Raw genomic sequence first — 18,730 nt, 5'->3', positions numbered from 1 at the left:
ACCGCTTAACCGTGTTCGTCAGCCGAGGCGTTCCATCGCGATGGCGATGCCCTGGCCCCCGCCGATGCACATGGTGACGATCGCGCGTTTGCCGCCGGTGCGTTCGAGTTCGTAGAGCGCCTTGACGGCGAGGATCGCGCCGGTGGCCCCGACGGGGTGGCCGAGCGCGATGGCGCCGCCGTTCGGGTTCACCTTCGCCGGGTCGAGGCCGAGGCCCTTGTTGACCGCGAGGGCCTGGGCCGCGAAGGCCTCGTTCGACTCGATGAGGTCGAAATCGTCTATCGAGAGGCCGGTGCGGGCGAGGAGGTTCTCGACCGCGGGCACCGGGCCGATCCCCATCACCTCGGGCCGAACGCCCGCATGGGCGTAGCCGAGGATGCGGGCACGGGGTGTGAGCCCCGCCTTTTCCGCCGCATCGGCATGGGCCAGCACCAGCGCCGCCGCGCCGTCATTGATGCCCGAGGCGTTGCCTGCGGTCACCGTGCCGTCCTTCTGGAACACGGTGCGCAGCCCGGCGAGGGCGGCGGCATCGGTGGCCTTGGGGTGTTCGTCGGTGTCGAAGGCCACGGTATCGCGCTTCACGCGCACTTCGACGGGCACGATCTGATCCTTGAAGCGGCCGCCGGCGATGGCCGCCGCGGCGCGGTTCTGGCTTTCCAGCGCGAAGGCATCCTGCGCCTCGCGGCTGATGCCGTGTTCCTTCGCCACGTTTTCCGCCGTCACGCCCATATGCCCGGTGCCGAAGGGGCAATTCAGCGCGCCCAGCATCATGTCGGAGGCGCCGGCATCACCCATCTTCTGGCCCCAGCGGGCCTGGGGCAGGATGTAGGGCGAGCGGCTCATGCTTTCGGCGCCGCCCGCAAGGCCGAATTCCGCGTCGCCAAGTTCGATCGCCTGGATGACGGAGACGAGCGCCTGTGCGCCCGAGCCGCAGAGCCGGTTCACGTTCATCGCGGGCGTGGTTTCGGGCACGCCCGCCTCCATCGCCGCGACGCGCGAGAGGTACATGTCGCGCGGTTCCGTGTTGATGACGTGGCCATAGGCGACATGGCCGATCTGCGCGCCCTCGACGCCGCCGCGTTCGAGCGCGGCCTTCGCGGCGATGGCGCCGAGTGTGATGGGCGGGGTCTGGGCAAGGGCGCCGCCGAAGGTGCCGATGGCTGTGCGGGCGCCGGAAAGAATCACGGTGTCGGTCATGGTTGCCTCCTTGGGACTTCCGCCGCAGTCTGAGGCGGCGGCGCGCCGGCTGCAAGGCGGCCGCGCAAATGACGCTGCGGCTTCGGGAGGCGGCCTATGGGAGATTTCACGGAACACCTCAAAACCACCCTGCGGGAGATCGAGGCGGACGGGCTTCTGAAGCGGGAGCGCGAGATCACCGGGCCGCAGGGCGCACATGTCACGGTGGCCGGGCACGATATGCTGAACCTCTGCGCGAACAACTATCTCGGCCTTGCCGACGATCCCCGGCTGGCCGCGGCGGCGAAGGCGGCAATCGATGCGCATGGCTACGGGATGGCGTCGGTCAGGTTCATCTGCGGGACACAAGGCTTGCACCGGGAGCTCGAGCGCGCGCTGGCGGCGTTTCTGGGGCAGGAGGATGCGATTCTCTTCGCCGCCTGTTTCGATGCGAATGGCGGCGTGTTCGAGCCGCTTCTGGGCCCCGAGGACGCGGTGGTATCTGATGCGCTGAACCATGCCTCGATCATCGACGGCATAAGGCTCTGCAAGGCGAAGCGGTATCGTTATGCGAATTCCGACATGGACGATCTGGAAGCGCAGCTGAAGGCCGCGCGTGCGGACGGCGCGCGCTTCGTGATGATCGCGACCGATGGCGTGTTTTCGATGGACGGATACCTTGCGAACCTGCCGGAGATCCGGGCGCTGGCGGATCGGTACGACGCGCTTCTGATGGTGGACGATTGCCATGCGACCGGGTTCATGGGGCCGAAGGGCGCCGGCACGCCCGCGCATTTCGGGGTGAAGGCCGATGTTCTGACCGGCACGCTGGGCAAGGCGCTGGGCGGGGCGATCGGGGGTTATGTGGCGGCCTCGCAGCCGGTGATCGATCTTCTGCGGCAGCGGGCGCGGCCTTACCTCTTCTCGAACTCGCTGCCGCCTGCGGTGGTGGGCGCGGGGCTCGAGGCGCTGCGGATCGTGGCCGATGGCGACGACCTGCGCGCGCGGCTGTTCGAGAATGCAGATTTCTGGCGTGCGGGGCTTCAGGCCGCGGGGTTCGAGCTTCTGCCCGGCGAACACCCCATCGTGCCGGTGATGCTGGGGGATGCGCGGCTGAGCCAGGACATGGCGAGTGCGCTTTACGCCCGCCGCGTCTATGTCGCCGGGTTCTTCTTTCCGGTCGTGCCGAAGGGCCAGGCGCGGATCAGGACGCAAATGAATGCCGCCTTGTCGCGGCAGGATCTGGAAACCGCGCTTCAGGCCTTCGAAGATGCGGGCCGACAGGTGGGAGCGATTTCATGAACGCTGCGACGGCACTGGACGTCTACCGCGAGCACGCGCGGGAGCTGGGGCGCAAATACGATGCCGTCCGGTCGGGGGATGTGCTGGCCCCGGTCGCGGCGTTTCTGCCGCCGCCGCCCGCCCGTATCCTAGATATCGGCGCGGGTACCGGCCGGGATGCGGTGTGGCTGGCCGATCGTGGCTATCTCGTAACCGCGGCAGAGCCGACGGAGGAGTTTCGCGAGACGATCCGCGGGCGGGAGCGGGGGATCGTGGTGATCGACGCCGCGCTGCCGCGGCTCGACGGGATCGAGGGCGCGTTCGACCTTGTACTGGGAAATGCCGTCTGGCACCACGTGCCGTCCGGCGGGCGGAACGCGGCGCTTGAACGCATCGCCGCGCTTCTGGCCCCGGGCGGGCGGGCCGTGCTGTCGCTGAGGCTTGGCCCGGCAATGCCGGAACTTGGAACCTTCGCGCTTGATCCCGACAGAGAAATTCAGCGCACGGAGGCGGCGGGGTTCACGCTTCTGCACCGGGCCGAAGCGCCGTCGCACCAGGCCGGAAACATCGCCGCCGGTGTGACCTGGACATGGCTTGTGCTTGAACCGGAGGCCACGTGATGCAGAACGAGATGAAGGCGCTGGTGAAGGCGAAACCCGAACCCGGGCTTTGGATGGAACATCGCCCGGTGCCCGAGATCGGGCCCGAAGACGTTCTGATCCGGATCAGGAAGACCGGGATCTGCGGCACCGATATTCACATCTGGAACTGGGATGACTGGGCCGCGCGGACGGTGCCGGTGCCCCTGGTCACCGGCCACGAATTCGCAGGCGAGATCGTGGATATGGGCCGGAATGTCGAAGATCTGACGATCGGGCAGCGGGTGTCGGGCGAAGGCCACCTGATCGGCAAGCAGTCGCGCCAGTCGCGGGCGGGGAAGTTTCACCTCGATCCGGCGACCCGGGGCATTGGGGTGAACGAACCCGGCGCCTTCGCGGAATACCTGCGCCTGCCGGCGTTCAACGTGGTGCCCCTGCCGGACGCGATCGACGACGAGATCGGGGCGATTCTCGACCCGCTGGGGAATGCGGTGCACACCGCCCTGTCCTTCGATCTGGTGGGCGAGGACGTGCTGATTACCGGCGCCGGGCCGATCGGGATTATGGCGGCGGCCGTCGCGCGGCATGTGGGCGCGCGGCATATCGTGATCACCGATCTCAATGCCGACCGTTTGGCCCTGGCGCGGCGGGTGGTGAAGGATGTGGAAGCGATCGACCCAAGGGAGCGCGATCTGGGCGAGGTGATCCGCGATCTCGGGATGAAGCAGGGGTTCGACGTGGGCCTTGAGATGTCGGGCAGCCAGGCCGCGCTCGACCAGATGGTCGAAGCGCTGGTGATGGGCGGGCGGATCGCGCTTCTGGGCATTCCGCCCGGCAAATCGCCGGTTGACTGGAGCCGCATCGTCTTCAAGGCGATCACGCTCAAGGGCGTCTACGGGCGCGAGATCTTCGAGACCTGGTACAAGATGATTGCGATGCTGGAGAACGGGCTCGACGTGCGGGAGGTGATCACGCATCGCTTCAAGGTGGACGATTTTCGCGAAGGGTTCGAGACGATGCGGGCCGGGTCTTCGGGGAAGATCGTGCTGGACTGGACCTGAGATCAGGCGCGGGCGGGCCAGTCGGTGATGTCGGGATAGAAGCGTTTGCGCCAGCGTTTGACGCGGGGGTGCATGATCCGCCGCCAGAGCGGCGGGACCAGCGCAGCCGTCGTCATCACCGGGTAGCCATAGGGAAGTTCGGGGCCTTCCTCGGGGGAGCCCGCCTGCAGAAGCGGGAAGGGGCGCGCGGGTTTGGCGTGGTGATCGGCGTGGCGCTGGAGGTTGATCAGAAGCCAGTTCGAACCCCGGTGCGTCGCGTTCCAGCTGTGCCGGGGGGCGACGGGTTCATAGCGACCGTCGGGCAGGGTTTGCCGGGTAAGCCCGTAATGTTCAACGTAGTTGACGAGTTCGAGCTGCCAGATCGCGACGAGGGCCTGAAAGAGAAATAGCGCGAGGCCGAGCCAGCCGCCGAGAATGATCGCGAGGGCGATCATGGCGACCGCGAGGGCGGCGTAGCGCCAGAACGGGTTCGAGATGTGGGTGGCGGGGAGGCCCTTTCGCGCCAGCCTTTCCCGTTCGGCGCGGAGGGCGGAGCGGAAGCAGCCCGGCAGGACGCGGGCGAAGAAGGCGTGGAAGCCCTCGCCGTAGGGGGCCGTGACCGGATCACGCGGGGTGCCCACATGGCGGTGGTGGACGAGCATGTGTTCGGTGCGGAAATGCCCGTAGAGGACGGAGGCCAGCAGGATATCGGCGCGCCACCGGTCGGCGCGGCCCGGTTTGTGCATCAGTTCGTGCGCATAGACGATGCCGATGGTGCCCGCGAGGATGCCCATGCCGAAGAAGACGCCGAATTTCTCGATCATCGAAAGGTGCGGGGCGGCGGGGACATAGGCGAGAAGCGCCAGGAGTGCGGCAAGCTGGAGCCAGGGCCAGAGGCGGGTGATCCGCAGGTACCAGGCAAGCCGCGCCTCGGGCGTGTCGGGATCGATGTTCGAGCGATCCTCGCCAGTCAGAAGATCGAGGATCGTGAAGAAGCCCCAGGTCGTCATCGGAACGAGGAAGATCGCGAGCCCGCCCAGCGTGGCCGAGAGCGCGAGGACCGGCAGGAGTGCCGCCGAGGCCCAGAAGGGCAGGGCGTCGCCGAGGCTTGCGGGTTTCGGTGTCGCGGTGGCCGTGGTCATGGGGCGCAGGCTACGACAGGGCGGGGCGCTGCTCAATCGCCGGCAAGCTGCGGGGATGCGAGATCGAAGGCCTTGCGCATGACGGTTGGCAGGTCGGAGGGGCGGAAGGCGTGTTGCGGCAGGAATTCCCCCCGGTCCGGGGCGGTATCGACGGGCAACTCGGCAATCCGAAGGGCGAGGCGCAGGTGAAAATGGGTGAAGGTGTGGCGCACCTCCGCGCCGCCATCGCGCCAGTGGCGGGCGTCGGTGGGCGGGGCCTCTGCCGGGGCGCCGGACCAATCCGACCCGGGCCAGCCCAGCATGCCGCCGAGAAGCCCCTTGCCGGGGCGCCGTTCGAGGAGCCAGGCGCCATCGGCCCGGCGGCCGACGTAGATGTAGCCGAGGCGCACGGGCTTGGCGGCCTTGGGGGTTTTCCGGGGCAGATCTGCCGCCCGGCCCGAGGCGCGGGCCGCGCAGCGATCCATCCAGGGGCAGATCCCGCAGGCGGGCGAGCGGAGCGTGCAGATCGTCGCGCCCAGATCCATCACCGCCTGGGCGTAGTCGCCCGGGCGTTCTTCGGGGGTGAGGGCGGCGGCGAAGGCGGTGAGCGCGGGTTTCGCGGCGGGTAGCGGCGTGTCGTGATCGTGCAACCGGGCCATGACCCGTTCGACATTCCCGTCGACCACGGTTTCGGGCCGGTCGAAGGCAATCGAGGCGATCGCCGCTGCCGTGTAGGGGCCTATGCCGGGCAGGGTGAGAAGCGCCTCGCGCGTATCGGGGAAGACACCGCCGTGATCGGCCAGGACCGCGCGGGCGCATTTCAGGAGGTTCCGGGCGCGGGCGTAATAGCCGAGGCCCGCCCATTCACCCATGACCTGCTCGTCGGGCGCCGCCGCGAGCGCGCCGACGGTGGGCCACAGCGTCGTGAACCGTTCGAAATAGCCTTTCACCGCCGCGACGGTGGTTTGCTGGAGCATGATCTCGCTCAGCCACACGCGGTAGGGATCGGGGGTGTGGCCTGCCGCGCGATCTGCCGGGCCGACGCGCCAGGGTAGGGCGCGGGCGTGGCGGTCGTACCAGTGGAGAAGTTCCCTTGCTGCGCGGTCCTCACACAATCTTTATGATCCTTCCCGTCCGATTACGCTGGTCTGGCCTGTGCCGACCCTTACAATAGCGCCGGGCAGAGAATGGGAAACGCATGACCGGCCAGACGGGCAATTCGCGACGCGAGGGAACGCGCGGCTTTCGCCGTGCGGCCGCGCTTGTCTCGAAGGATATCCGCACTGCCGGAGAGGCGCGGGGCTTTGCCGTTTCGCGCGTGCTGACCCATTGGGACGAGATCGCGGGCCCGGATCTGGCCGGGCGCACCCGCCCTGTAAACATCACCTATGGCCGAAGCGGCCTTGGCGCGACCCTGACGCTTCTGACCACCGGGGCCGAGGCGCCGATGGTGGAGATGCAGAAAGAGGCGCTGAGGGAGCGGATCAACGCCTGCTACGGCTATGCCGCGATCTCGCGCATCCGGATCACGCAGACTGCGCCGACGGGGTTTTCCGAAGGGCAGGCGGAGTTTGCGCACGCGCCAAAGCCCGCGAAAACGCGGATGCCGTCCAAGGCCGATCAGGCCCGCGCCGCGGAGGAAACCGCCGACGTCACCGACCCCGGGCTCAAGCGGGCCCTTGCGCTTTTGGGCGCGAACATACATTCCAGAGACAACTCGTAACACAGGTACGCCTATGAACCGTCTTCTTCTGATCGTTGCCGTCGCCGCATTTGGCGCGCTCGGCGTCTTCATCTGGAACAGCAACCGGCCTGCGGGCCTGCCTGGCGTCGATCTTGGCGCGGTGAGTGCGCAGGAAGCGGGCGATGTCGACACCTCGATGGTGGCCGAGATGACCCTCGGCAACCCCGATGCGCCGGTAACGGTGGTGGAATACGCCTCGTTCACCTGCCCCCATTGCGGGGCGTTCCATGCCAATGAATTCAAGCGGATGAAGGCCGAGTACATCGATACCGGCAAGATCAACTTCATCTACCGCGAAGTGTATTTCGACCGCTATGGCCTGTGGGCCGGGATGCTGGCCCGCTGCGGCGGGGAAGAGCGGTATTTCGGGATCGCGGATCTGCTGTACCAGAACCAGCGCGAATGGCTTGCCAGTGGCGACCCGGCGGGCATCGCCGGGGAGCTTCGCCGCCTGGGCCGGACCGCGGGGCTTGAGGAAGAGGCGATCACCGCCTGCCTGTCGGATGCCGATATGGCGCAGGCGATGGTGGCGGTTTACCAGGAGAACGCGACGGCGGACGACGTCAGTTCCACGCCCTCGTTCCTGATCAATGGCGAGAAGGTTTCGGGCAACAATTATCCCGAAGTGAAGCGGCTGATCGACGCCGCGCTTGGCGGGTGATGACCGCCCCTCTGAAGGGCCTCAAAGTCGTCGAACTGGCGCGTATCCTGGCCGGCCCCTGGGCCGGCCAGACGCTTTCCGACCTCGGCGCGGATGTCATCAAGATCGAAAGCCCCGAGGGCGACGACACCCGCCGCTGGGGCCCGCCCTTCATCGAGCGGGAGGGGGATCGCTCGGCCTCGTATTTCCACAGCTGCAACCGGGGGAAGCGCTCGATCGCGCTCGACCTGAAGGATGCGGGCGACCTGGATGTCGCGAAGACGCTGATCGGCGAGGCGGATGTTCTTATCGAGAACTTCAAGCTGGGCGGCCTTGCGAAGTTCGGGCTGGATTACGAGAGCCTGCGCGCCGCCAACCCCGGCCTCGTCTACTGTTCGATCACCGGGTTCGGTCAGACCGGGCCCTATGCGCACCGCGCGGGATACGATTACATCATCCAGGGCATGTCGGGCCTGATGTCGATCACCGGCGATCCCGTGGGCCAGCCTCAGAAGGTGGGTGTGGCAGTGACGGATATCTTCACCGGGCTTTATGCCACCACCGCCATCCTCGCGGCTCTCAGGCAGCGGGACGAAACGGGGCGGGGGCAGCATATCGACATGTCGCTTCTCGACGTGGCGACGGCGATCACGGCGAACCAGGCGCTGAACTACCTGACCACCGGGGTCGCGCCCGAGCGGATCGGGAACGCGCATCAGAACCTGACGCCCTACCAGGTGTTCGATTGCAAGGACGGGTGGATCATCATCGCGACCGGCAACGACGCGCAGTACCGGCGGTTGTGCAAGATCCTCGGCCTCGACGAGATGGCGACGGCGCCCGAGTACCTGACCAATGCCGACCGGATCGCGCACCGGGCGGAGATGACCGCGCGGCTGACGGCGGCGACGCTGACCTTCGGACGCGATGCGCTTCTGACCGCCTGCGAGGCGGAGGGCGTGCCGGCGGGGCCGATCAACGACATGGCGGACGTGTTCGCGGACCCGCAGGTGGTGGCGCGCGGTATGCGGATGGACGTGGACGGGGTGCCGACCGTGCGGTCGCCCTTCACCTTCTCGGAGGCGGAGCTTGCGATCGGGCGCGCCTCGCCCAAGCTGGACGAGCACGGGGCGGAAATCCGCGAGGAGATCAGCCGGAAAGCGTAGCCTCGAGCAGTGCGCGGACGGCCGCGGGATCGTCGAAGACAAGGCGGACGGGCACCGTCATCACCTTCTGACGGAAGGATTTCGGCAGACGCACCGCGTCTTTTTCGGTGGTCACGAGCTGTGCGCCGGTGCTGGACGCGTCGTGTTCGAGGCGGCGCATGAGGCCCTCGGTCAGGGGCTGATGATCGCCGAGAGGCACGGCGCGCAGGATCTCGGCCCGTTCGCGGCGAAGCGTGTCGAAGAATTTTTCGGGCCGCCCGATCCCGGCGAAGGCGAGGACGCGGAGGCCCGCAAGCGGCAGGCCGGTTTGCAGGGGTTGGAGCGATGCGGTGAGGAGCGGGCCGGGGATTTCCGCACCCCAGCGCTGCCGGAACGCCGCCTGCGCCTCGGGCGGACCGATCGACAGGACGGCATCGGCGCGGTTGAGCCCGGCCGATACGGGTTCGCGCAAGGGGCCTGCGGGGATCACGCACCCGTTGCCGAAACCCACGGCGGCGTCGACCACGACAACCGACAGCGCCTTGGCGACCGCGGGGTTCTGGTGGCCATCGTCGAGGATGACGAGGGGTGCGCCTTCGGCGAGCGCCGCGCGCACCCCCTCTGCCCGATTCCGGGCGACCCAGACCGGGGCGAAGGCGGCGATCAGGAGCGGTTCGTCCCCGACCTCTGCCGCAGAGTGGCGGGTGGGATCGACCCTTGCCGGCCCTTCGAGTGTGCCGCCATACCCGCGCGAGACGATGGCGGGTTCGGTGCCCGAGGCCTTCAGCATTTCGGCCAGCGCGATGACCGACGGCGTCTTGCCGGTGCCGCCCGCGTTCAGGTTGCCGAGGCAGATCACCGGGCGATCGGGCACGAGATCCGGGGCGCGCGCCACGCGCGCCGCCGTGGCGCGGGCATAGAGCGCGGCGAGCGGTGCCAGAAGATGGGCCTGCCAGCCCGGAGTCGGGCGGTTCCAGAAGCGGGGCGCGCGCATCAGGCCGGGGCCCGTTCGAGATAACTGCCGATCACCTCTGCCGCGCGTTCGGCGGCCTCGAGCCCGGCGGAAGTGACCTCCCACGCCCGGTGGGCCTGGCGCGCGCAGCGGTCGGGGGACAACAGGAGCACGAGCGCTTCTCCAAGCTCTGTTCCGGACCGGACTATGCGGCTTGCCCCGGCGTTGCGGAGGCGGCCGGTTTCCTCGGTCACCGCCATCTCTTCGCCGTGGATGATGGCGGAGCCCAGGGCGGCGGCCTCGAACGGATTGATCGGCCCGGCCGGGGGCGCGAGGCTGGAGCCCAGGAAGGTGATCGGGGCGAGGCGGTACCAGAGCCCGCGTTCACCGGGCAGGTCGGCGACCAGGATCTGAACCTCTTCCTCGGGATCGGCGCCTTCGGAGCGAAGCGCCGCCGTCCATCCCTGGCGCGCAAGCTCTTCCACGAAGCGGGGGCCATCCGAAGGTAGGGAGGGTTCGGCGATCAGCAGCAGGCGGTGCGAGAGGCGGCTCGCCTCGCGCTGGGCGGTTTCGATGGCCGCGATCTCGTCGGCCCGGACGGCGACGGCGGACCAGGCCGGGCGCCCGGCGATCATCCCCGCGAGCGCGTCGTATTCCACCTGGTCGTAGGGTGGGGGATCGGCGAGGACGCCCAGCTCGCCCAGTACCTCGACGCGGGATTCGGGCCCGGTGACGGCGCGAAACCGGGCCGCGTCGCCTTCGGTCGCGGCGAGGACGTGGCTGAACATCCGCATCCGCGCGCGCATCCGGAATTCCGACCATTTCTGGCGCAGTCCCGCGCTGTCCTGAAGCCGGGCGGACAGGAGGATAACGGGGATCCCGCGTTCGCGGCAGGCCGGCACCGCGCTCAACACAAGATCGCCGCCGGCGAAGACGGCGACATCCGGTTTCGTCTCGTCCACGTAGCGGTCGAAGATCTGGCGGATGTCGACCGGGCGGGTCTGGACCCGGGCCTTGCGGTCGAGTGCATCCCGCGCGTCGAAGCTGCGCGGTGCGGTGACGGTGATCTCGAGCCCCGGGTGATCTTCGGTCAGGCGATCGAACAGGGCGGTCAGGGCATTGGCCTGCATGCCGCTGCCGATATTGACCCAGAGGCGTTGGCCCCCGCCTGTCACCCGCCGAGTTCTTCGGTGCTGGACGTCTCTGCCCCTTCCTCGCGCAGCCGGTGCAGGTGGGCGATGAAATAGCGTGTGTGGGCGTCGTCGACGGTGCGCTGGGCCTCGCTTTTCCATGCGTCATAGGCGGCCGCGTAGTTCGGGAAGATGCCGACGATATGGATATCGTCGGCATTGACGAACTCGGTGGAGCCGGGATCGACAAGCTCTCCGCCGAAGACGAGGTGAAGGCGCTGGGTCATGGGGCACTCCGCGAAACTGAACCTGCGGCGGAGACTAGGGAATGCGTCAGGAGCCGTAAAGCGCGGGCGTGGCGGCGGACCGGCCTTCGAGGATCGGATCGAGAAAGTGCGTGATCTCGTCGAAAATAAGGGCCGGTGCCTCTTCATGGGCGAGGTGGCCAAGGCCGTCGAGGCAGCGATATGTGCCGTGCGGCAGGCGGGCGGCGGCGCGTTCGGAGGTTTTGGGGGGCACCGTTTCGTCCCTGGCCCCGGCGATCAGGAGCGTCGGGGTTTCGATGCCCGGCAGGCGGGCCAGAAGCCCGTCGATCTTCCATTGCGCCATCATGGTGAGGGTGCCGTCGATATGCCCGCTGTCGGTCATCAGCCGGTGATAGAGGGCGACGCCCTCGTCATCGATCGCCGAGCCGGTGGAGGCGAGGAGTTCGCGCGCCCGGTTCTCGCCGCCCGCCATGCGCGCGAGAAGCGGGGGGATGACCGGGTTCACCGCCATGAACTTCGCCATGAGGGGGAAGAGCCAGCCCGCGACGCCCTCGAATTTTCCGAGTGCGGCGTTCAGCCCGACGATGGCGCGGGGCGCGAGGTGGCGGGTGAGCTCGAGGGCGAGGACGGCACCGGCGGAGTGCCCGATGATGGCATCCGGCGCCCATCCTTCGTGGCGGCAGAGCGCGGCCACGTCTTCGGCCATCGGGCCGAGGCCGCAGCGCAATCGGCGGCCGATGCGGGTGAAGCCCTGCCCGGGCAGATCGGGGGCGACGACATGGTAGCGTTCCGCGAGGAGCGGGAAGAGCCCCCGCCAGCTTTGGGTCGCCCCGCCGGCGCCGTGAAGGAGAAGGACCGTCGGGCCCTTGCCCGCCTCCTGCACATGCCAGCGGTGCGGGCGCACGTCGACAAAGCGGGAATGGGCCGAATTGGGCCAGATCGCCTTGTCGCGCGCCCAGTCCACCGTCAGTCCCCGAGCGCTTCGGCCACCGCGGCGGAGAGGCGCTGGGCATCCGCCCGGGGCAGCGCGATATAGGTGCCGTCGATCAGGGGGGCGAGGGTTTCGAGCTGCCGGCTGGGCCGCATCCCGGTGTCGATGATCAGCGTATCGGTGCCGCGCGCGGCGATGGCGCGGCAGATCCTTTCGGCATCCGCCGCCGCTGCCGCGCGGTTCGCCGTGCCATCGAGCGCGATATTGGCGCGTCCGTCGGTAAGGAGGATCAGCGAAGGCGTCATGCCCTGGGCGCGCGCCCTGTCTGCCGTATCGGCGGCCATGGAGAGACCCGCCGCGAGCGGCGTGCCGCCGCCGCCCGGCAGCGCACTCAGCCGGCGCTTCGTCTGCACCAGCGAGCGGGTGGGGGGCAGCAGCATCTCGGCCCCGTCGCCGCGGAAGGCGATGAGCGCCACGTGATCGCGGCGGGCATAGGCCTCGGACAGCAGGATTTCGACCGCACCCTTCGCCTCGGCCAGCCGGGCAAGCGCCTGCGAGCCCGAGGCATCGACCGCGAAGATCAGCACGCGGTCGGAGGTTTCCTCGTAGCGTTTCAGCCTGAGATCGGAGGCGCGGATATGAAGGCGATCCGTCTCGCCGGTTGCGGCCTGGCGCATCGGCTGCCACGGCGCGGCTGTGCGCAGGGTGGCGGCAAGATCGACCCGGCGCTGGCTGTCGGGGTGGCCCGCGCGGGGCGGGAGCGGGCGGCCGCGCCGGTTCGACTGGGTTTTCGAGCCTGCGCCGGCGCCGGATGCCTGGCGGGCGCGTTTCTGGTTGCCGCGCAAGAGCGACAGAACCTCGCCGGTCAGTGCCGCGCGGGCTGCCTGAAGAAGCAGTTCGGCGGGGATATTGTCTTCGCCCGCGCGATCCTCCTGCGTGTCTGCCTCGGCGTCGCGTGTTTCTGGTTCGGCTTCGGCTTCGGGTTCTGTCATGTCTTGCGGCAGGACGGTTGCCTTGTGGCCGAAGACGAGCGCGGCGGCGTATTCGAGATCCTCCCGATCGACGGCGCGGCGGCCGAAGAGGGCGGCGGAGGCGCGGGCGGCGGCGATGGCGAAGAGCGGTGCACGCAGCGAGGCGATGCCAAGCCCCGCCGCGGCCTCGACGAGGCCGGCGGCCTGATCCTCGGTGATCGTGACCGTGCCGCAAAGCCGGCGGGCCCGGGCGATGGCATCGCCGTCTGCGGGCAGGTCGACGGGCGTGACTTCGCGCCAGCCGTCGAGTGACAGGAAGAGGCCCGCGCGTTCGAGAAGGCTTTCGGGTGGTTGTTCTTCGCTCGAGGCGCCTTCGTCGAGAAGGACAAGGCTGTGCGCGCCCCGGTCGGTTGCTGCCGAAAGATGCGCGCCGAGGCGGGCAGGGCAGCGTTCGGCGGAGGCGAGGATCAGTGCATTGGTCCGTTCCATCAACCCCGGCATGCGGACGACGGTGTTCCGGCTCAGGGTTTGCGACAGGTCGATGCCGCCGAACAGAGCTTCGTCGCTGATCTCGATCCCGATCTTGCGGGCGTGCGGTGTTCCGCGGTGGATGAGGGTCAGAACACGGTCGCGCAGGGGACCGGCGCGGCCCCGGATCCACAGGGCGCCGGTGCCCTGGGGGTCGATGGCATGGAGCGCGAGCGCGAGGCCAGCGAGCCGGTCTGGGGCAAGCGCCCGGGCATCCATCACTCGGCCGCGGTCTGAAAGCTGCCGAAGAGATCCTGAACCGCACGCATCACCCGCTGGCCAGAGCCGGCCTCGTCGAGCGGATCGCGGCGAAGCCGGTGGCGGAGCGCCATGGGCGCGGCCTTGCGCAGATCGGCGCGGGTCACGCTGTCGCGGCCTTCGAAGGCCGCGAGCGCGCGGGCGGCCCGGAGCAGCGTGAGTTCGCCCCTGAGCCCGTCGGAGCCGAGGGCAAGGCAAAGCTCTGCACAGTCGGTGAGCGCCTGATCGGGGGTGCCGACGCCTGCGAGGCTGTCGCGCGCGGCAAGGATCTTGCTTCTGAGCCGCGCGTCGCGGCGGCCCCATTTCCTGACGAAGCCCTCGCGGTCGGCCTCGTAGGCCTGGCGGCGGCGGATCACTTCGACGCGCTGGGCGATATCGCGCGGCGAGGTGACTTCGACGGAAAGCCCGAACCGGTCAAGAAGCTGGGGCCGGAGTTCGCCTTCTTCGGGGTTGCCGGAGCCCACGAGCACGAAGCGTGCCGGGTGGCGGATCGACAGACCCTCGCGTTCGACGAGGTTTTCGCCCGACTGGGCGACGTCGAGCAGAAGATCGACGATGTGATCTTCGAGGAGGTTCACCTCGTCGATGTAGAGATAGCCGCGGTTGGCGCGCGCGAGGAGCCCGGGTTCGAAGGCCTTCTGCCCCCGGGTCAGCGCCTTTTCGATGTCGAGCGCGCCCGTCACCCTGTCTTCGGTTACGCCGAGCGGCAGGTCGATCACCGGGGTGGGTTTCTTGACGATGCGCTTTAGGGGAACTTCGGCCCAGTCGGGGCAATCCTCGACGCGGGCCGAGTTCACCGGGCAGTCGGCCACCTGGCGGATCGGCGGGAGGAGGGCGGCGAGGCCCCGGACGGCGGTGGATTTGCCTGTTCCGCGATCGCCGAAGACGAGCACGCCGCCGATCCCGGGATCGATCGCGGTCATCACCATGGCCAGGGTCATTTCCTCCTGCCCGACGATGGCGGAGAAGGGATAGGGTTTCGTCATGCGGCAATCCTTTCGGACCCTTGAAGCGGGGCTTTGCCGTTCCACAGACCCTCGTGCCCGAGGACGGTGAAGCGGGCGTAGAGTTCTTCGCGGAACCAGCCGTGTTCGCGCACCGCGCGGATGGCCAGTGCGTGGGGGCCGTCGGCGCGGGCGAAATCGTGCATGGTCTTGAGATCGGGCCAGATCGAGAAGGTGACCTGGTGGAGCCAGGGCAACTCGCCGATCCCGATCTTGAACAGCACGTTGGGGTCGGCCCCGATCACGACGTCGATCTGCGGCACGCGGCCCCAGAAGCCGGCGATCGCCTTTGGCCGGACGGTGGCGCGGGTGAGCGCGGCGATGGGCCCGTCTGTGGGTGCGTCGCCAACCTCGAAGGGGGTGACGCCCGACCATGCGCCGCGCGCCGAGGTGGCGCTGAGATAGACTGTCCAGCTTTCCGAAGCGTGGCTGCGCCAGCGGCGGTAGACCGGGGCGGCGTTCACGCGGTCGCGGGCGGTATCGGCATCGGGCCAGGTGGCGAGAATCGCCCAGACCGCCGTGTTCGGAACCGGCAGGAAGCCTTCGCCCTTGCCGGAGCCGCACAGCTTGAAGAACCCGGCCTCGCGCATGCGGCGAAAGTCGAGCCGGGCCGCGCCCATCTGGCCGAGCACCCAGAGACGGGCGGCGGCGGAAGGAAAGCGGAAGAAGCTGATGCTGACGGTCTGAATCACTCGGCTCCCGTTGGTGTCAACTTATATTTACACATACGCATCGGAATTCAAAGCATGCTTTGTTGACGCACAGTGACTTATCAGAACATACTGTCAATTGAATTGGACAGATTGGGCTTGCGAATGCTGCAGTCTCTGGGAGAGCGATCGGTGGCCTTCGGGCATCGCGATCACGCGGTCGTCGTCGGCGCCGGGCTTGGCGGGCTTGCGGCGGCGATGCGGCTCGGGGCGAAGGGATACCGCGTTACCGTGATCGACCGGCTCGATGTGCCCGGCGGGCGGGGTTCGGCGATCTGGAAGGACGGGCACCGGTTCGATCTGGGGCCGACCATCGTGACGGTGCCGCAGGTGTTTCGCGAGCTTTGGGCGGCCTGCGGGCGATCCTTCGATGCGGATGTGGATCTGCGCGCGCTCGACCCGTTCTACGAGATCCGCTGGCCCGATGGCTCGCACTTCACCGCGCGGCAATCGACCGAGGCGATGCGGGCGGAGGTGGCGCGGCTCTCTCCGGGCGATGTGAAGGGCTATGACCGGTTCCTGAAAGACAGCGAACGGCGCTATGAATTCGGGTTCGAGGATCTGGGCCGCCGCCCGATGAACGAGCTTTGGGAACTGATCAAGGTTCTGCCGACCTTCGCCTGGCTCAGGGCGGACCGGTCGGTTTACGGCCATGCCGCGCGGCGGGTGAAGGACGAGCGCTTGAGAATGGCGTTGTCGTTTCACCCGCTGTTCATCGGGGGCGATCCGTTCCACGTGACGTCGATGTACATCCTCGTCAGCCACCTCGAGAAGGAATTCGGCGTGCATTACGCCATGGGCGGCGTGGCGGCGATCGCGGAGGCGATGGCGAATGTCGTGCGCGAACAGGGCGGGCTTCTGCGGATGGAGGCCGAGGTTGACGAGATCCTGATCGACAGCGGCCGGGCGCGGGGCGTGCGGCTGGCGTCGGGCGAGGTGATTGCGGCGGATGTCGTCGTGTCGAATGCCGATGCGGGCCACACCTATGACCGGCTTCTGAGAAACCATGCGCGGCGGCGCTGGACGGGCGCGAGACTGAAGCGCAGCCGGTGGTCGATGGGCCTTTTCGTCTGGTATTTCGGAACGAAGGGCACCCGGGAGATGTGGCCCGATGTGGGGCACCACACGATCCTGAACGGGCCGCGCTACAAGGGCCTCGTCAACGACATCTTCCTGAAGGGCAAGCTTTCGAAGGACATGAGCCTTTATGTGCACCGCCCCAGCGTGACCGATCCCGGCGTCGCGCCGGAGGGGGGCGATACGTTCTATGCCCTGTCACCCGTGCCGCATCTGGGCTTCGACGACCCGGTCGACTGGAGCCGCGAGGCGGAGCGCTACCGGCAGGCTGTTCAGGCGGAGCTGGAGGCCAACCTCTTGCCCGGTCTCGGCGATCACCTGACGGCGAACGTGGTGCTGACGCCCGAGGATTTCCGCGACCGCTACCTGTCGCCCCACGGCTGCGGGTTTTCGATCGAACCGCGGATCTTCCAGTCGGCCTGGTTCCGCCCGCACAATGTGAGCGAGGAGGCGAAGGGCCTTTACCTTGTGGGTGCGGGCACCCATCCCGGTGCCGGGCTTCCCGGCGTGGTGGGCAGCGCCGAGGTTCTGGCGCAGCTTGTGCCCGATGCGAACCCGGTGATCCCGGCGGAGCGGGTGGACGAAACGAAGGTGGCCGCCGAATGACAGCAGAGCGCGATCTGGCCCATTGCAAGGAGGCGATCCGGCATGGATCGCTGAGTTTCCACGCGGCCTCGAAACTTTTGCCGGCGACGGTGCGCGACCCGGCCCTGGCGTTATACGCCTTCTGCCGGCTGGCCGATGACGCGGTGGATCTGAACGACGCGAAGCCGCGCGCCGTTCTGGGGCTGAGGGACCGGCTTGACCTGATCTATGCCGGGCGGCCGCTGGATGCGCCGTCGGACCGGGCCTTTGCCCGCGTCGTCGAGGAGTTCGAGATGCCGCGGGCCCTGCCCGAGGCACTGCTCGAAGGCCTCGCCTGGGATGCGATGGGCCGGCAGTACGAAACCCTGAGCGAGCTTTACGATTATTCGGCCCGGGTGGCGGCGGCGGTGGGCGCGATGATGACCGTGCTGATGAAGGTGCGGGACAGGAATGCGCTGTCGCGGGCCTGCGACCTGGGCGTCGCCATGCAGCTGACGAATATCGCGCGCGACGTGGGCGAGGATGCCCGCGAGCGGCGGCTTTACCTGCCGCTTCAGTGGATGGAGGAGATCGGGGTGGCGCCCGAGGCGTTCTTCGCCGATCCGCTTCCGGGCCCCGAGATCCGGGGCCTCGTGCGGCGGCTTCTGAGGGATGCGGACCGGCTTTACTACCGCGCCGAACCGGGGATCGGGCTTTTGCCGAAGGCGGCGCGGCCCGGGATCTTCGCCGCACGGCACATCTATGCCGGGATCGGCGGGGCGATTTCGCGGAACGGGTATGACACGATTTCCTATCGGGCGCGGACCTACCGGGCGCAGAAGATCGGCTGGCTGGGCGTTTCGATCATGCGGAGCGCGCTGACGATGGTGTCGGCGCTGCCCGCGACGATCTATGCCGATCCGCTTCGGGAAACGCGGTTTCTGGTCGACGCGGCGGCGCGGGATCTGCCCGCGACCAATCCGTGGGGCGAAGGCCGGTCGGGGGCGTTGCTGGGCGTTCTGGCGCAGCTTGAGGCGCGGGACCGGTCGGCGGGACTTGAGCCGGACCACGCGCAGGCGATCTGAGGCGGTATGGACTGGATCCTTTTTGCCATCTTTCTTGCAGCCTGCTTCGCGGCGGGCACCACCGGTGCGATCTTTCCGCCCGGGGACTGGTACGAGAAGCTCGACAAACCGCCCTGGACCCCGCCCAACTGGCTGTTTCCGGTGGCCTGGACGACGCTTTACCTGCTGATCGCGGCGGCGGCGGCGCGCGTGGCGGTGGCCGAGGCGAACGCCTATGCCTTCGCCTTCTTCGCGGTGCAGATCGCGCTCAACACGCTCTGGACCCCGGTTTTCTTCGGGTTGCGCCGGATGGGGGCGGGGTTCGTCGTCTTGCTGGCGCTCTGGGCTGCCGTGGCGGCGACGCTGATCGCGTTCTGGCGGATCGATGTCTGGGCGGGGGTGATGTTCGTGCCGTACCTCGCCTGGGTCACCGTGGCCGGAGCGCTCAACTGGTCGGTCTGGAAGCGGAACCCGGGCGCATCATCCGCAGCGTGAGAGACGGGGCTCTGCCCCGCCGCCCGTACCGGGC

At 68.4% G+C, this 18,730-nt stretch carries 19 protein-coding genes; 9 read left to right on the top strand and 10 right to left on the bottom strand.

Annotated elements, in window-relative coordinates; all coding sequences use genetic code 11:
• Positions 1-18: 18 nt before the first annotated feature.
• Positions 19-1,197, bottom strand: a complete 1,179-nt coding sequence (locus RXV90_RS03550; RefSeq protein ID WP_316646919.1) for an acetyl-CoA C-acyltransferase family protein — start codon at positions 1,195-1,197, stop codon at positions 19-21.
• A gap of 96 nt (positions 1,198-1,293) precedes the next feature.
• Here RXV90_RS03550 and RXV90_RS03545 point away from each other — a divergent pair, with 96 nt between their 5' ends.
• The 3 genes from RXV90_RS03545 to tdh are packed head-to-tail and all read left to right on the top strand — an operon-like array spanning position 1,294 to position 4,117.
• Positions 1,294-2,478, top strand: coding sequence for a glycine C-acetyltransferase (locus RXV90_RS03545; RefSeq protein WP_316646918.1), 1,185 nt, complete (start codon positions 1,294-1,296; stop codon positions 2,476-2,478).
• The gene (locus RXV90_RS03540) at positions 2,475-3,077 is read left to right on the top strand and encodes a class I SAM-dependent methyltransferase (protein ID WP_316646917.1); all 603 of its coding nucleotides are present in this window, start codon (positions 2,475-2,477) and stop codon (positions 3,075-3,077) included. Before RXV90_RS03545 ends, RXV90_RS03540 begins: the two co-directional genes overlap by 4 nt.
• An 11-nt stretch (positions 3,078-3,088) precedes the next feature.
• Positions 3,089-4,117 (top strand): L-threonine 3-dehydrogenase, encoded by a 1,029-nt coding sequence (gene tdh, locus RXV90_RS03535; RefSeq protein ID WP_316647162.1) that lies wholly within the window; start codon positions 3,089-3,091, stop codon positions 4,115-4,117.
• A gap of 2 nt (positions 4,118-4,119) precedes the next feature.
• On the opposite strand, the gene RXV90_RS03530 is transcribed toward tdh, so the two are convergent.
• Positions 4,120-5,238, bottom strand: a complete 1,119-nt coding sequence (locus tag RXV90_RS03530) for an alkane 1-monooxygenase (RefSeq protein WP_316646916.1) — start codon at positions 5,236-5,238, stop codon at positions 4,120-4,122.
• A gap of 32 nt (positions 5,239-5,270) precedes the next feature.
• Entirely contained in the window at positions 5,271-6,332 is a 1,062-nt protein-coding gene (gene mutY, locus RXV90_RS03525) for an A/G-specific adenine glycosylase (RefSeq protein ID WP_316646915.1), read from the bottom strand.
• An 83-nt stretch (positions 6,333-6,415) separates the two neighbouring features.
• Here mutY and RXV90_RS03520 point away from each other — a divergent pair, with 83 nt between their 5' ends.
• The 3 genes from RXV90_RS03520 to RXV90_RS03510 are packed head-to-tail and all read left to right on the top strand — an operon-like array spanning position 6,416 to position 8,767.
• Entirely contained in the window at positions 6,416-6,940 is a 525-nt protein-coding gene (locus RXV90_RS03520; protein WP_316646913.1) for a DUF721 domain-containing protein, read from the top strand.
• A gap of 13 nt (positions 6,941-6,953) precedes the next feature.
• A complete protein-coding gene (locus RXV90_RS03515; protein WP_316646912.1) occupies positions 6,954-7,622 on the top strand; it encodes a DsbA family protein in 669 nt (222 codons plus the stop codon).
• Positions 7,622-8,767, top strand: a complete 1,146-nt coding sequence (locus RXV90_RS03510; RefSeq protein ID WP_316646910.1) for a CaiB/BaiF CoA transferase family protein — start codon at positions 7,622-7,624, stop codon at positions 8,765-8,767. Before RXV90_RS03515 ends, RXV90_RS03510 begins: the two co-directional genes overlap by 1 nt.
• Here the strand turns inward: RXV90_RS03510 and lpxK are convergent.
• Genes lpxK through crtA form a run of 7 tightly spaced genes read right to left on the bottom strand, consistent with a single transcriptional unit; the run spans position 8,751 to position 15,478 of the window.
• On the bottom strand, positions 8,751-9,740 hold the full coding sequence (lpxK, locus tag RXV90_RS03505) for a tetraacyldisaccharide 4'-kinase (RefSeq protein WP_316646909.1): 990 nt from the start codon (positions 9,738-9,740) through the stop codon (positions 8,751-8,753). The genes RXV90_RS03510 and lpxK overlap by 17 nt on opposite strands.
• Positions 9,740-10,873: a 3-deoxy-D-manno-octulosonic acid transferase gene (locus tag RXV90_RS03500; protein ID WP_316646908.1), complete on the bottom strand. Its 1,134-nt coding sequence runs from the start codon at positions 10,871-10,873 to the stop codon at positions 9,740-9,742. The genes lpxK and RXV90_RS03500 overlap by 1 nt, the downstream gene beginning before the upstream one ends.
• Positions 10,870-11,115 (bottom strand): DUF4170 domain-containing protein, encoded by a 246-nt coding sequence (locus tag RXV90_RS03495; RefSeq protein ID WP_316646907.1) that lies wholly within the window; start codon positions 11,113-11,115, stop codon positions 10,870-10,872. Before RXV90_RS03495 ends, RXV90_RS03500 begins: the two co-directional genes overlap by 4 nt.
• A gap of 46 nt (positions 11,116-11,161) precedes the next feature.
• On the bottom strand, positions 11,162-12,058 hold the full coding sequence (gene bchO / locus RXV90_RS03490; RefSeq protein WP_316646906.1) for an alpha/beta fold hydrolase BchO: 897 nt from the start codon (positions 12,056-12,058) through the stop codon (positions 11,162-11,164).
• Positions 12,059-12,060: 2 nt separating this feature from the next.
• Positions 12,061-13,743, bottom strand: coding sequence for a magnesium chelatase subunit D (locus RXV90_RS03485; protein ID WP_316646903.1), 1,683 nt, complete (start codon positions 13,741-13,743; stop codon positions 12,061-12,063).
• Positions 13,743-14,768 carry a magnesium chelatase ATPase subunit I gene (gene bchI / locus RXV90_RS03480; protein ID WP_316646902.1) on the bottom strand — a complete coding sequence of 342 codons (1,026 nt, stop codon included), beginning with the start codon at positions 14,766-14,768 and terminating at the stop codon, positions 13,743-13,745. The genes RXV90_RS03485 and bchI overlap by 1 nt, the downstream gene beginning before the upstream one ends.
• Positions 14,765-15,478 carry a spheroidene monooxygenase gene (crtA, locus tag RXV90_RS03475; protein WP_316646901.1) on the bottom strand — a complete coding sequence of 238 codons (714 nt, stop codon included), beginning with the start codon at positions 15,476-15,478 and terminating at the stop codon, positions 14,765-14,767. The genes bchI and crtA overlap by 4 nt, the downstream gene beginning before the upstream one ends.
• Positions 15,479-15,601: 123 nt before the next feature.
• On the opposite strand from crtA, the gene RXV90_RS03470 reads away from it, so the two are divergent.
• From RXV90_RS03470 to tspO, 3 genes are read left to right on the top strand one after another with little or no spacing between them, the layout of a single operon-like run.
• On the top strand, positions 15,602-17,179 hold the full coding sequence (locus RXV90_RS03470) for a phytoene desaturase (protein ID WP_316646900.1): 1,578 nt from the start codon (positions 15,602-15,604) through the stop codon (positions 17,177-17,179).
• Complete coding sequence (crtB, locus tag RXV90_RS03465; RefSeq protein WP_316646899.1) at positions 17,176-18,222, top strand: 15-cis-phytoene synthase; 1,047 nt, start codon at positions 17,176-17,178, stop codon at positions 18,220-18,222. Before RXV90_RS03470 ends, crtB begins: the two co-directional genes overlap by 4 nt.
• Before the next feature lie 6 nt (positions 18,223-18,228).
• Positions 18,229-18,696 carry a tryptophan-rich sensory protein TspO gene (gene tspO, locus RXV90_RS03460; protein WP_316646897.1) on the top strand — a complete coding sequence of 156 codons (468 nt, stop codon included), beginning with the start codon at positions 18,229-18,231 and terminating at the stop codon, positions 18,694-18,696.
• The last annotated feature ends 34 nt before the right edge of the window (positions 18,697-18,730 follow it).

The sequence above is a fragment of the Ovoidimarina sediminis genome, assembly GCF_032586175.1.
Taxonomy (GTDB): Bacteria; Pseudomonadota; Alphaproteobacteria; order Rhodobacterales; family Rhodobacteraceae; genus Ovoidimarina; species Ovoidimarina sediminis.
The sequence above is the reverse complement of the archived record's forward strand: the minus strand, read 5'-3'. Positions and strand labels throughout refer to the sequence as shown.